Genomic DNA, 13,280 nt, shown 5'->3' with positions numbered 1-13,280 from the left:
GGTAATTGAGAGATAAAAAAGAATAGCTGAGCATTATAGCAAATTTCACTCTAAAGTAGACAAATTCAGTTGAATTTATCCTGAGATAAATCGCACTTAACTCGCATAACAATAAAGCGCTGTAATTTAACTTTGCAGAGGAACTATATAAATTAAACATATAAGCTGAGAAATTTACTCGATTTGCATTGTTTAATCTCGCGCATTTTTTAATCTATATGTTGGTTACATTACAAACAAAGGTATAAAAGATGAATAAGAATATTTTCCTCTCAACCGTTCTATGTGGTTTATGTTTTGCGCCGTTTGCTGCATCAGCGAATGATAAGGTCGAAACCATTTATAATACACAAAAGTACCAACAGGTTTGTAAAGGCAAATCCCAAGGTGCACAAGTCAGTTTTGCCCATCGCGGCATTATCTGGAATGGTACCTGTGAACCGCAGTTTTTCGCTTCATCCAAAAACGCTTCAATCAAAGGCGATGAAGCCGAACTCATGAGTACTTGTAGCGGCAACAGTGGTGCAACCACTGCCACCATTAATGGTGCCGAAGTCAAAGGTAAATGTGCATTAGGCTTTATGCCACCACGCCCTCAGGGACAATCTCAGATGCAAAGTCAGCCAATGCAGCCACCGATGCAAAGCCAACCAATGCAGCATCAGATGAACCAGCCAGCACAGCCTGACTCACCAATGCAAGGCCAGCCAGGTATGTAGCCGATATATATCTAAATAGTTTAGATTTCAAGTAAAAGTTTTGACGGGCAAAGTGACTGCATTTTGCCCGTTTTTTATTACTTATTTATTCATCTAGGCTAAACTCAAAATATATCTATAAATGTATAATAAAAAGGCAAATTCATGGATTCGGGGTTTTTTAGCGTTTTTTTGCCAATTACATTGGCAATCATGATGATGGGGCTGGGGCTAGAACTCACCATCAAAGATTTCCTGCGCTTAAGTCGCTATCCTAAAGTCATTTTTATTACTTTATTTGCGCAGTTAGTACTGTTACCCAGCATTGCTTTTTTTATTTGTCTGATTTTGGACTTGCCCGCTTTGCTTGCTGTAGGTCTGATGTTGCTAGCCGCCTCACCTGGCGGCCCAACCGCGAACCTGTTTAGCTACATATATAAAGGTGATGTGGCACTGAATATTACTCTAACCGCCATTAATACCATCATTTCTATTTTTACCCTACCCTTTATTATCAATCTATCCTTACACTACTTTATGAGTCATGACTCAAACGTGACTTTTCCAGCTGAAAAGATTGTGCAGGTGTTTTTAATTACCTTGATTCCCGTGATCATGGGTATGCTGCTTCGGGCCAAATTTCCAAACCTGTCAATTACTGTCAGCAGGCCCATGCGCTTACTCTCTATCGGTTTTCTAACCATCCTATTGATATTCGCCATTTTCAGAGAACGTTCGAATTTGGTCGAATACTTTGCCAATATTGGTGCAGTAACTGCGATTTTATGTTTTTCCAGCCTGTTTATTGGCTATTGCATTCCTTTACTCATGGGTATTCCAGAGAAAATGGCACGCGCCTGTACCTTTGAAATTGGCATTCATAACACTGCCATTGCGCTGACGATTGCGATATCGGTCTTAAATAATGTCACGATGGCTATTCCTGCAGGCATTTATACAATTTTCATGTACAGTTTCGCCACTATTTTCGGTGTGCTAATTAGCCGCCAGCAAGTGGTGTATAGCAACAAAGGGCGTTTATCAGATTTGTAATTTATTTGGCTGATTCTGCTATAAGGCTGTATGCTTTTCCAAAGAAAATCAGAAGTATTAAAACAATTTTCGACAAGGAGCATACAGATGGATTCTGGCCTTATAACGATATTACTGCCGCTGGCACTTGCAATCATCATGATGGGACTGGGCCTTGAACTGACGCCTCGGGACTTTAGCCGTGTCACTCGTCACCCCAAAGCCGTATTTATAGCATTGTTCTGCCAACTGGTTATTCTGGTTGGCATTGCCTTTTTACTCTGCAAGCTATTCGCTTTAACCCCATTACTCTCAGTCGGGTTGATGCTCCTGGCGGCTTCGCCCGGGGGTGCAACAGCCAACCTGTTTAGCTATCTGTTTAAAGGTGACTTAGCCCTCAATATCACTTTGACTGCTATCAACTCAGTCATCGCAGCGATTACCTTACCTTTAATTATTAATTTTTCGATCATGCATTTTATGCAGGATAGCCAGCAAGTTGGCCTGCAATTCGGCAAGATTCTGCAAGTCTTTGCGATCATCCTGATTCCGGTGGGAATTGGCATGTTGATTCGGCGCTATGCACCAGGCGTGACCGCAAAACTGAATCGGCCGCTGCGGATTTTTTCGATTGGCTTTTTGGTGCTGATTATTATTGCCACACTCATCAAAGAGCGCAGCAATATCGGTGAATACTTGACCCAGGTGGGTCTGGCGACTGCCTTGTTCTGCATCCTGAGCCTGAGTATTGGTTATCTGATTCCGCGACTACTGAATATTAATAGCGCTCAAGCCCGTGCCAGTGCATTTGAAATTGGCATTCATAACAGCACCCTCGCCATGACCATTGCCCTGACCGTGATTGGCAGTGCTGCTGTGGCGATGCCAGCCGCGGTTTATTCTATCTTTATGTATATCTTTGCTGCAATTTTTGGCAGTCTGTTGAACCGGCTTGCACCACTCCCGGCGCAAACACCTTTAACGAATCTGGATTAGATAAGCTCTGGAACTGTTCAAAGGATGCCTCAGGCATCCTTTTTATTTTGGGAATGGATCAAGAAGATAGCAGCGTTGAGTCTGAACTTCCGTTACAATAGCTTTTTGAAAAATGTATAAAGGTTATTTCTGTGAAGTGGTTACAAATTCATATTACGGTTGAACAGGCTCAGGTTGATTTTACTGAGACATTACTCAGCTCGCTAGGCGCAGTGAGTGTGACTTTGGATGATGCTGAAAACCAGGATTTGCTGGAACCACTTCCAGGTGAAACACCACTCTGGAATAAAGTGATTGTGACCGGTATTTATGCGCAGGAAGAAGGCGAAGAAATTGATGTTACCGCACTAGAAACCTTTATTCGTGCACAAATGCCAGATGCTCCGATCCGTCATGAACTGATTGAAGATCAGGCTTGGGAACGCACCTGGATGGATGCCTATGAGCCAATTCAGATTGCTGATAAATACTGGATCGTACCCGAATGGATGGAAGCACCTGATGCCGATGCGGTAAACATCAAGCTTGATCCAGGTCTGGCTTTCGGAACAGGCAACCACGCTTCAACTTTCCTGTGCTTACAATGGCTCGGCAAGATTGATGTGAAAGATAAAATTGTCATCGATTATGGCTGTGGCTCAGGTATTCTCGCGGTAGCTGCACTGCTATTAGGTGCGAAAAAAGCATATGCTACTGATATCGACCCACAAGCTGTACTGGCGACTCAGCAAAACGCTGAACTGAATGGCGTACTGGACAAACTTTATGTCGGACTGCCAGAAGAATTTAGAGATGAGCTCGGCAATACCAAAGCTGACGTATTTGTTGCCAATATTCTGGCAGCACCACTGATGATGCTGGCTCCCGAGTTCGCAACTTTAATCAAATCTGAGGGACAGTTCGCACTTGCGGGTGTTATTGAAGAGCAAGTTGCTGATGTTACTAGCATTTACTCAAATTATTTTGATATATTAGAGGTAGAAAAACGAGATGAGCACTGGTGCCGTATCTCGGGTAAACGCCATAAGAACGAATGAGCCTATAAATAATCCATGAGTGACAAAAGAACCCATTGCCCTACCTGTTCCACCACCTATAAGGTCACAGTTGCTCAACTCACCGTTGCGCAGGGAATGGTTTGCTGTCCTAAATGTACCACCTCATTTAATGCCTTATCGCATTTGGTGACCGAAACCCGGAATTCGGTCACTGCCTCAATGTCTCACGCTCAATCAAACTCCAGCGAATTCAGCAAAACTAATGCTCAAAATAACTCAGGTGTTTATCACACGGATCAGCAGCACCATCGTCATAGCCTGCTACAGATTTTTGATCAAAAAGTTGAACATTCCAATATTGACCTGGAAACCTATTTAAATAACCTGAATTATTTCAGTACCGAGCCGATTTCAGTCCTGCCGAGCATGAATTGGGAAGATCAGGCAGAAAAACAAACCAAACGTGGGCCAATGTACTATATAGGCTGGAGTTTACTTAATCTGTCGCTGTTCAGCCTGCTGCTGTTTCAATTTTTCTGGTTCAATCCGCAATACATCAAAAACAGTCACGTCATGAGTCTGGCCTTTAACAGTGCTTGTGAAGTGTTTAATTGTTCCAATCTGGAAAAATACTACACACTAATTCAGGTTAATAAAGTCAAAATCAAGGCAACCGGTAATAATGAAGCTGAGTTTAGCGGTGAGCTGATTAATTTTCATGACCGTAGTCTGGCTTTACCAATTTTAAGAATCAATCTGGAACATCGCGGTGAAGTGATTGCAACTTATAACCTGTCCTCCGAAGAGTACCTGATTGAAAGTCTGGTCAATATTCAGCGCATCCCAAAAAACAGCCCGTTTAAATTCAAATTTAAGCTTCCAGTCGATCGTAAAAGCTTTGATCGCTATACTTTGGAAATAATTCGCCCCTAATCTGCTGAGAAAGCATTAAAAAATTAAAAAAAGTTAAAAAAAATGCAGTTTTCTTGCTCACTTTTGCTTAGACAATGGTATGATACGCGCCACGAAAGCTATGTGCTGCAACTCCTCGCGACTTTTTCACAACAAATACAGTCTTGCCTAATGCGCTATAAAATTTATTGCGTATCGTGCAGATTTTTTTGTTTTGATTTTGGTCAGTAACAAAACTTTAACTATTGTTACGCTTATTTTTCGACCAAATCGCAGAGATGTGTCAAGCTACAGGCTCAATGTAATGACTAAGTTTTAGAACTTCCGTTTTAGGATCTAAAATGGAGTTCATTTCAATTTCTAGACCACTTTTATATATCACTTTACCCAAGTGATATTTGTTTTTCGGATTAATTCGCATGAATAGCAAATCTCCTATTTTTACTGCACAATCTGATGTTGCTTTACGTATCCACGTAGATCGCGCAGTTCGCCACTATTTTGCACAACTGCAGGGCGAGCAACCATCTCAGGTATACGACATGGTGCTAGCAGAAATGGAGAAACCTCTTCTATCTGTAGTTCTAGAATATACACGTGGTAACCAAACACGTGCTGCCGAGATCCTCGGACTCAACCGTGGTACTTTACGTAAAAAGTTAAAAGCTCACGGTTTAATGAGTGAATAAATGATAAAATGCTTGCGGCTTCCGCAGGCATTTTTTTTAACCTGTAAATTGCTGATTTTGTTTTATTCTGTTCCTTGAAAACTGTGACGAAGATCATGACTATTAAACGCGCTTTAATCTCTGTGTCTGACAAGACTGGTATTGTTGAATTTGCACAAGAACTTGCTGCTCTAGGGGTAGAAATTTTATCTACAGGTGGTACCTACAAATTGTTGAAAGACAATAATGTGGCTGTAGTTGAAGTTTCGGAGCATACAGGTTTTCCAGAGATGATGGACGGCCGTGTAAAAACACTACATCCAAAAATTCATGGGGGTATCCTGGCTCGTCGTGGTCTAGACGAAGCTGTGATGGCTGAACACAACATTGATGCTATTGATTTAGTCGTTGTAAACCTTTATCCATTTGCTGCAACGGTAGCCAAACCAAACTGTTCACTTGCTGATGCTATCGAAAACATCGACATCGGTGGTCCTACCATGGTTCGTGCTGCAGCAAAAAACCATGCATCTGTAGGTATCATCGTAAATGCTTCTGACTATGCAACTGTCGTTGCCGAGCTTAAAGCTGAGGGTGCTTTATCTCATGCAACTCGTTTTGACCTAGCAGTAAAAGCATTTGAACATACTGCTCAATATGACGGCATGATCGCATCTTACTTAGGCGCTCGCGTAGGTAAAGAAGAAGGTCAGGCAGACAAATTTGCACGTACTTTCAATACTCAATTGAACAAAGTTCAAGACCTTCGTTACGGTGAGAACCCGCATCAAGCTGCTGCATTCTATGTAGAAGACACAGCGACTGAAGCTTCTGTTTCAACAGCGAAACAGCTTCAAGGTAAAGAACTCTCTTATAACAACATCGCAGATACTGATGCAGCACTTGAATGTGTGAAATCATTTGCGAAGCCTGCTTGTGTGATCGTTAAACACGCGAACCCATGTGGCGTTGCAGTTTCTCTAGACGGTATTCAAGCAGCTTATGATCTTGCGTATGCAACAGATCCTGAATCTGCATTCGGTGGCATCATTGCATTCAACCGTGAATTAGACGTTGCAACTGCACAAGCCATTGTTGATCGTCAATTCGTTGAAGTGATCATTGCACCGAGTGTTGCTGAAGGCGTTCTTGAAGTAACAGGTGCGAAGAAAAATGTACGTGTACTTGTATGTGGCGAACTCCCAGCAATCGATGCGCGTCAATCGCAACTTGACTACAAACGCGTAAACGGCGGTTTGTTAGTTCAAGATCAAGACTTGGGCATGATCACTAAAGATGACCTTAAAGTTGTGACCAAACGTGCGCCGACTGAACAAGAAATTGATGACATGATCTTCGCTTGGAAAGTGGCGAAATACGTAAAATCTAACGCGATTGTGTATGCTAAAAACCGTCAAACCATTGGTGTCGGCGCTGGCCAAATGAGCCGTGTAAACTCTGCCCGTATTGCTGCAATCAAAGCTGAACATGCTGGTTTAGTGGTTGAAGGTGCGGTAATGGCATCTGACGCATTCTTCCCATTCCGTGATGGTATTGATAACGCTGCCAAAGCAGGTATCAAATGCATTATTCAACCGGGTGGTTCTATGCGTGATGAAGAAACAATTGCAGCAGCTGACGAAGCTGGTATTGCAATGGTCTTCACTGGTATGCGTCACTTCCGTCATTAATAGACACATGAAGATTCATTTAATTTTTTAAATCCTCCCTAGCCCTCCTTTTCTAAGGAGGGTTTTGTACGTCAAGTACTGCAAAAATGGGATTCTCCTTTTGGAGATGTGGGGATTTCTTTTAAACAGGATTATAAAAGATGAACGTTTTAGTTTTGGGTAATGGCGGTCGTGAACATGCATTGGCATGGAAAATCGCGCAAGATGACAAAGTCGCAAAAGTATTTGTAGCACCAGGTAATGCAGGTACTGCAACAGAAAATAAATGCGAAAATGTTGCCTTAAATATTTTAGACAACGCTGCAATTATCGACTTTGCAAAAAACAATGCGGTTGATTTAGTGGTTGTTGGTCCTGAAGCACCACTTGTAAATGGTGTTGTAAATGCATGCCGTGAAGCTGGCGTTAAAATTTGGGGTCCAACTCAATTTGCTGCACAGCTTGAAGGCTCTAAGGCTTTTGCCAAGCACTTCTTAAAACGCCACAACATTCCAACAGCATTCTATGATGTGTTCACTGAAGTAGATGCTGCGAAAGCATTTGTTGAGAAAAATGGTGCGCCAATCGTGATTAAGGCTGACGGTCTTGCTGCAGGTAAAGGCGTAATCGTTGCAATGACCAATCAAGAAGCATTCGATGCGATTGACGACATGCTTGCAGGCAACAAATTTGGTGATGCAGGTTCTCGTGTTGTGATCGAAGAATTCCTTGCGGGTGAAGAAGCATCTTTCATTTGTATGATTGATGGCGACAACATCTTGCCGATGGCAACTTCTCAAGACCATAAACGTATTTTTGAAGGCGACCAAGGTCCGAACACTGGCGGTATGGGTGCTTACTCTCCTGCTCCTGTTGTGACGGCTGACGTATTTGAAAAAACCATGAAAGAAGTGATGCGTCCGACTGTTGACGGCATGAAAGCAGATGGTCATGTTTACACAGGTTTCTTATACGCAGGCTTGATGATTGATGAACAAGGTCAACCTAAAGTGATCGAGTTTAACTGCCGTTTTGGTGACCCTGAAACTCAACCGATCATGATGCGTTTAAAATCATCTTTGGTAGATCTCGTTGAAGCTGGTATTGCAGGTAACTTACCTGCTGAAGCTGAATGGGATGAGCGCAAGACTGTTGGTATCGTTTTAGCGTCGAAAGGTTACCCAGAAACTTCAAGCAATGGTGATGTAATTTCAGGTTTAGACACTGAAATGACTGATGCGAAAGTGTTCCATGCAGGTACTAAAGCCAATGAAAATGGTGACATCGTTACTGCTGGTGGTCGTGTGCTTTGCGTAACTGCGCTTGGTAACACGATTGGTGAAGCACAAGAAAAAGCGTTAGAGCTTTGCGAAAAAGTGACATTCGACGGCGTTCAATATCGTAAAGATATTGGTTACCGTGCGATTGCGCGTGAAAATGCTTAATCTGAATTTAGATTAATTAAAAAACCCCCGATTCGTTCGGGGTTTTTCTATAATATGCATGATAATGAATAGATTACATAAAATTATGCACCAATAAAATTGAGGGGTTGGGGGGCTTATGTCTAAACTTAATGTTGACCAAAAAACAGTTTACGAACTTTTTTCAGATAAACGTGCAGATTTTTTAATACCTGATTATCAGCGACCTTATGCATGGGATGAAGAGCAATGCCAAACCTTATGGGATGATATTTTTAATTTTGCTTTTCCAGACAATAATGCAGACCAATTTGATGATAGAAAAGATGAATATTTTTTAGGCTCCATTGTCACATATAAAAATGATAACGATCAATCCGAAGTAATTGATGGACAACAACGACTCACAACTTTGATGTTACTTCTAAGAGCTTTTTTTGACAAATTTACCAATATGCAAGATCAAAGCTCTAAGTCAACACGGCAACGCATTGAGAAATGCATTTGGAAAACGGATACTTTTGGTGAAGCCATCAAGACAGAGTTAAAAATTGATTCTGAAGTAGCTACCGATGATGATAAAGAAGAATTTTTAAAACTACTAAGAACAGGCTCTATTCAAGTAAATAGTGAAAATAAATATGTAAAAAATTATCAATTTTTTCAAAAGAGAATCGATAGTTTTTTACAAAACTTTCCAAGCTATTTCGCTTACTTACCCGCTCGTATTTTAGGAAATTGCATCCTATTACCTATCGAAGCGGATTCACAAGATACTGCTTTACGTATTTTCTCAACCCTAAACGATCGTGGTCTACCTTTATCCGATGCAGATATTTTTAAAGCTCAATTTTATAAATTCTATACGAAATTAGGCAAAAAGGATGATTTCATTGAGGAATGGAAAAACCTTGAAAAAGTTTGTAATGATATTTTTACACATAGCACAACTACACCAATGGATGAATTATTCACGCGCTATATGTATTACTTACGAGCACTTGAAGGTAATAAAAGCACATCGACCGAAGCTTTGAGAAAGTTTTATGAGCGTAACAAATATCAATATCTTAATTCAGAAAACACAATGCTGGACTTAAAAAAACTAGCAGCTTTCTGGCAGAGTATCAAAATTCAAGATAATTCAAAATTTTCTAATGAAGTTCTAAAAAAACTCTACATACTAAATTATGCTCCCAATGGTATGTGGCAAAATTTGGTTTCCACCTATTTTTTACATTTTAAGGATCACAAAAATTTACTAGATAATGAGTTATTTCTCCAATTTCTAAATAAAATTACTGCATTTATATATACATATGCTATTACAAATCCTGGAGTTAATGCACTCAGAACTCCTGCTTTTGATGAAATGGTTAATCTAGTCAACAACAATGATGTCTCATTTTCAAAATATAGATTTGATGAAACTCATACTAGAACCTTATTTGAAACTTATAAATTCACAAATCAACGCAGTATTACTCGTTCCATACTCACGTGGTATGCCTTCACATTGAAAAACCAACCATTGCTTAACCTTAATGAAAGCTTCCATATAGAACATATCTTTGCTAAAAAACGTTATCAAATGGAACAAGGACTTGAGAAAGTTGAACATCTTGAATTGCTAGGGAATAAAATATTACTTGAGGAAAGTATAAACATTAGGGCTTCTGATTATCGTTTTGAAGATAAACAAAAAATTTATAGTGGTGAAGTACGTAGAGGCAGTTACTCAAAACCGAGCCAAATTGATGAAATATCTCTACTGATTCAAAAAAATAAATTTGATGAAGAAGACATTATTAGTCGTAATAATCTAATTTTAGATGCATTCTTTCAATATCTAAGAGCTGAAGACTTATTACTTGCAAATTAATTTATTATAACCCGCTATAGCGGGTTTTTATTTGTGAAATCTATGATTAGCTATATCCAAACCCCTCGCCTGATCCTGCGCCAATGTCAAGACTCTGACATAGCTCCATTTATCCAAATGTGTGCAGATAAAGAGGTCATGCGCTACTTCCCTAAAAATCTCGATGCGACTGAGGCAACTGCTTTTCTTGAACGTATCCGCACAGATATCGAAAAACGCGGTTGGGGAGCCTTTGCCGTAGAATTGAAAACCACAGGCGAATTTATCGGATCTATTGGCTTACACGTGCATCCACCTGAGCTTAAAATTGCTGATGCCCCTGAAATTGGCTGGCGCTTGCTACCACAATACTGGAATCAAGGCTATGCCACTGAAGGGGCCAAAGCGGTACTGAAATATGCCTTTAGAACTCTACGACTCGAGAAAGTCATTTCTTTTACTGCATGCGTCAACACGCCCTCAGAACGTGTCATGCAAAACATTAGCTTAGAAAAAGTAGGAGAGTTTGACCATCCGCTTGTACCTGCCGATCATATCTTGTGTAGACACGTACTCTATGAAAAACAGCGTTCAGATTATCTGCATATTCCCTTCTGTTAAAACAAGCTTGCAGTATCATGACCTAAGAAAACCAAGATCAGATACTGACTCGCTTAGTTAATAGAAAGGAAAGATTTATCTCGTTAATACTCGAATTTTCTTCATTTTCCAAAAAATCAGATATTCTATATAGGGTCTGTTGACATTTACTGTTCATAATTAACCCTATAAAGGTAGCCATAAAAATATACAGGCTAAAGCAACAGAACTTTGATAATTTCTTTTGAGCTTGTCATATCGAGTAGCTATTCCTCTAAATTGCTTTAATCTACAAAACATATTTTCAACTAAATGCCTGATTTTATATAAATACCAGTCCATATGATCATTGTTCGATTGGCTATTTGTTTTCTTTGGTATATTCGCTTTAGTCCCTGTTTTCCTGATCTGTTCACGCAGTGGTTCTGAATCATAGCCTTTATCTGCACATACCACTTTTGTCTCTTTTAAATCTAATGTTGATATTAAATCAGGTGCAACTTTAACATCATGTGTGGTTCCATCGGTAATCATGAAATCAATAGGATTGCCATGTGCATCAACAATCAAATGTATTTTTGAGGAGTTTCCTCCTACACTTTTAGAAATAGATTGATTCGCTATGCCGGCAGAATGTTGATGAGCAAGTACATGAGAGCCATCAATAAAAATCCACTCCATATCGGGGCATGAGGCTAGTAATTTGAATAATCTAAGTAACTTACCGCTGCTTGACCAACGATTAAAACGTTTGAAAATAGAGTTTGAATGACCAAAACAACAAGGAATATCTCGCCACGGACAGCCTGTTCTAATTCTATAGAGAATAGCTTCAATAAAATTGCGTAAATTTGAGTTGTGGTGAATGGATAAATTACGCAGAATAACTTTCAACTTTTGCCAGTGTTGATCTGTCAGCATGGTACGAGGCATAGCGAATAGTAAAATTGGGTTTGGCGATTTGATTTTACTACTTCGCTATTTTTTTAAGCTAAAAGTGTCAACACACCCTATTTATCTATATGCATTTTTTATATTTCTATCTTACAAAATCTTATAAAGATCACTATTTAAACACATCCATTAAAACTATATTTTCAATATAAATAATATATTGTTTTAATTAATATTTTCTTTAAAAGATCTTTTTTTATATTCGCCTAAAGAGATAAGTAAAGCTTTTTTATCCAGTATATTGAATATAGATTTATTGCTATGATATCCGCAACTTCAGAGCACATAAACCTTGGCATGTACTTATGAAATATCTATTTTCTCTCTCCAAAATAGATTAAGTACATCAGATTTGGGCTGCCTCTGACTTGATCAAGTTCACCAGAACTGTTGCTGCACGCTTGCATCTTCCGATCTCAAGCCCTCCTCAGCAATGATCAATCCACCTACTTAGATCGTAATAAAACTCTTATTTAACACGATTTAAAAATGCTTATACTTTAGGCAAGAATAGAATTAGGACAATTTCATGAAAAAGTTACTTGGCGTTATCTTAAGTGCCTCTGTATTGACTTTAACTGGGTGTGGTAAACAAGAAGCGCCTGCCACTGATGCAGCGCAAAGCAAAGATGCTAATGGTCTTCAAACTGTAACTATGGCTTCGACCGGTTCAGATGTAGACGTATGGCGTTATATCGCGACCCTGCCTGAAACCAAAGCAGCCGGTATCAAACTTGATGTGAAAAATTTTACTGACTATGTGTCAATGAACACGGCAGTAGCCAACAAAGAAATTGATGTGAATGCATTCCAGTCTTATGCCTATATGGTGGCTTACAACGATGCCAACACAGCCAAAATTGTACCTCTATCTACCACTTATTTAGAGCCAATGGGTATTTACTCAAGCAAAGTGAAATCTTTAAACGAGTTTAAAACTGGTGCAACCATTGCTATTCCTAACGACGGCGCAAACGAATCACGTGCATTATTACTTTTACAATCAGCAGGCCTAGTTAAATTAAAAGCTGGTTTTGACAATGTCAAAGGTACAACTTCTGATGTGACCGAAAATGCAAAACAAATCGTGATTAAGCCAATTCAAATGGCGACTGCAGTACGTGTAAAAGATGAAGTTGATGCGATTGTGCTGGGCAATACCCTGGCAATGGAAGGTGGTTTAAACGTATTGAAAGATGCGATTTACTATGAGCCAATCGATCAAAGCACAAAAATGAATGTCAACGTATTAGCTGTTGCAGCAGACCGTCAAAACGATCCAGTCCTGCAAAAAGTGGGTGCGTTGTATCATACGCCAGCAGTAAAAGCATATGTTGATGAACATTTTGGTGGTACGAAAGTTGCGGTAAACAAACCTGTGACGTATTTAACTGAATCAAAATAGTACTATAATAGACTTTTAGAACAGGCAAGGACGATTTCTTGCCTGTTTTTTTATCCGTGATG

General features: G+C 39.8%; 12 protein-coding genes. 11 read left to right on the top strand and 1 reads right to left on the bottom strand.

Translation table 11 applies throughout. From position 1 onward, the window contains the following. The first annotated feature begins 251 nt into the window (after nucleotides 1-251). The 10 genes from F995_RS09955 (at nucleotide 252) to F995_RS09910 (ending at nucleotide 10,880) form a co-directional block, all read left to right on the top strand. The gene (locus F995_RS09955) at nucleotides 252-719 is read left to right on the top strand and encodes a hypothetical protein (protein ID WP_004646706.1); all 468 of its coding nucleotides are present in this window, start codon (nucleotides 252-254) and stop codon (nucleotides 717-719) included. Between the two features lie 144 nt (nucleotides 720-863). Next, entirely contained in the window at nucleotides 864-1,751 is an 888-nt protein-coding gene (locus tag F995_RS09950) for a bile acid:sodium symporter family protein (RefSeq protein ID WP_004646704.1), read from the top strand. Nucleotides 1,752-1,838: 87 nt separating this feature from the next. Next, the gene (locus tag F995_RS09945; RefSeq protein WP_004646703.1) at nucleotides 1,839-2,726 is read left to right on the top strand and encodes a bile acid:sodium symporter family protein; all 888 of its coding nucleotides are present in this window, start codon (nucleotides 1,839-1,841) and stop codon (nucleotides 2,724-2,726) included. A gap of 131 nt (nucleotides 2,727-2,857) precedes the next feature. Beyond that, complete coding sequence (gene prmA, locus F995_RS09940) at nucleotides 2,858-3,763, top strand: 50S ribosomal protein L11 methyltransferase (protein ID WP_004646702.1); 906 nt, start codon at nucleotides 2,858-2,860, stop codon at nucleotides 3,761-3,763. Nucleotides 3,764-3,778: 15 nt separating this feature from the next. After that, complete coding sequence (locus F995_RS09935) at nucleotides 3,779-4,657, top strand: DUF3426 domain-containing protein (RefSeq protein ID WP_004646701.1); 879 nt, start codon at nucleotides 3,779-3,781, stop codon at nucleotides 4,655-4,657. A gap of 398 nt (nucleotides 4,658-5,055) precedes the next feature. Continuing rightward, nucleotides 5,056-5,325, top strand: coding sequence for a DNA-binding transcriptional regulator Fis (fis, locus tag F995_RS09930; RefSeq protein ID WP_001086304.1), 270 nt, complete (start codon nucleotides 5,056-5,058; stop codon nucleotides 5,323-5,325). Nucleotides 5,326-5,420: 95 nt separating this feature from the next. Then, entirely contained in the window at nucleotides 5,421-6,995 is a 1,575-nt protein-coding gene (gene purH, locus F995_RS09925; RefSeq protein ID WP_004646700.1) for a bifunctional phosphoribosylaminoimidazolecarboxamide formyltransferase/IMP cyclohydrolase, read from the top strand. Between the two features lie 140 nt (nucleotides 6,996-7,135). Continuing rightward, nucleotides 7,136-8,419 (top strand): phosphoribosylamine--glycine ligase, encoded by a 1,284-nt coding sequence (gene purD, locus F995_RS09920; protein ID WP_004646699.1) that lies wholly within the window; start codon nucleotides 7,136-7,138, stop codon nucleotides 8,417-8,419. Nucleotides 8,420-8,537: 118 nt separating this feature from the next. Further along, nucleotides 8,538-10,280: a DUF262 domain-containing protein gene (locus tag F995_RS09915; RefSeq protein ID WP_004646698.1), complete on the top strand. Its 1,743-nt coding sequence runs from the start codon at nucleotides 8,538-8,540 to the stop codon at nucleotides 10,278-10,280. A gap of 42 nt (nucleotides 10,281-10,322) precedes the next feature. Then, complete coding sequence (locus tag F995_RS09910) at nucleotides 10,323-10,880, top strand: GNAT family N-acetyltransferase (protein WP_004646697.1); 558 nt, start codon at nucleotides 10,323-10,325, stop codon at nucleotides 10,878-10,880. A gap of 165 nt (nucleotides 10,881-11,045) precedes the next feature. Here the strand turns inward: F995_RS09910 and F995_RS09905 are convergent, their stop codons facing one another. After that, nucleotides 11,046-11,792 carry an IS5-like element ISAba31 family transposase gene (locus F995_RS09905; RefSeq protein ID WP_004646696.1) on the bottom strand — a complete coding sequence of 249 codons (747 nt, stop codon included), beginning with the start codon at nucleotides 11,790-11,792 and terminating at the stop codon, nucleotides 11,046-11,048. 550 nt (nucleotides 11,793-12,342) lie between these two features. Here F995_RS09905 and F995_RS09900 point away from each other — a divergent pair. Continuing rightward, nucleotides 12,343-13,218 carry a MetQ/NlpA family ABC transporter substrate-binding protein gene (locus F995_RS09900; RefSeq protein WP_004646695.1) on the top strand — a complete coding sequence of 292 codons (876 nt, stop codon included), beginning with the start codon at nucleotides 12,343-12,345 and terminating at the stop codon, nucleotides 13,216-13,218. The last annotated feature ends 62 nt before the right edge of the window (nucleotides 13,219-13,280 follow it).

Origin of the sequence: Acinetobacter sp. CIP A162 (assembly GCF_000367905.1) — a bacterium.
Taxonomy (GTDB): Bacteria; Pseudomonadota; Gammaproteobacteria; order Pseudomonadales; family Moraxellaceae; genus Acinetobacter; species Acinetobacter lwoffii.
This window is presented reverse-complemented; position numbering and strand designations above follow the sequence as displayed.

Coding starts and splice junctions, on each gene's coding strand:
- F995_RS09955 (WP_004646706.1), top strand. CDS start 252: ATGAATAAGAATATTTTCCTCTCAACCGTTCTATGTGGTTTATGTTTT.
- F995_RS09950 (WP_004646704.1), top strand. CDS start 864: ATGGATTCGGGGTTTTTTAGCGTTTTTTTGCCAATTACATTGGCAATC.
- F995_RS09945 (WP_004646703.1), top strand. CDS start 1,839: ATGGATTCTGGCCTTATAACGATATTACTGCCGCTGGCACTTGCAATC.
- F995_RS09935 (WP_004646701.1), top strand. CDS start 3,779: ATGAGTGACAAAAGAACCCATTGCCCTACCTGTTCCACCACCTATAAG.
- fis (WP_001086304.1), top strand. CDS start 5,056: ATGAATAGCAAATCTCCTATTTTTACTGCACAATCTGATGTTGCTTTA.
- purH (WP_004646700.1), top strand. CDS start 5,421: ATGACTATTAAACGCGCTTTAATCTCTGTGTCTGACAAGACTGGTATT.
- purD (WP_004646699.1), top strand. CDS start 7,136: ATGAACGTTTTAGTTTTGGGTAATGGCGGTCGTGAACATGCATTGGCA.
- F995_RS09915 (WP_004646698.1), top strand. CDS start 8,538: ATGTCTAAACTTAATGTTGACCAAAAAACAGTTTACGAACTTTTTTCA.
- F995_RS09910 (WP_004646697.1), top strand. CDS start 10,323: ATGATTAGCTATATCCAAACCCCTCGCCTGATCCTGCGCCAATGTCAA.
- F995_RS09905 (WP_004646696.1), bottom strand. CDS start 11,792: ATGCCTCGTACCATGCTGACAGATCAACACTGGCAAAAGTTGAAAGTT.
- F995_RS09900 (WP_004646695.1), top strand. CDS start 12,343: ATGAAAAAGTTACTTGGCGTTATCTTAAGTGCCTCTGTATTGACTTTA.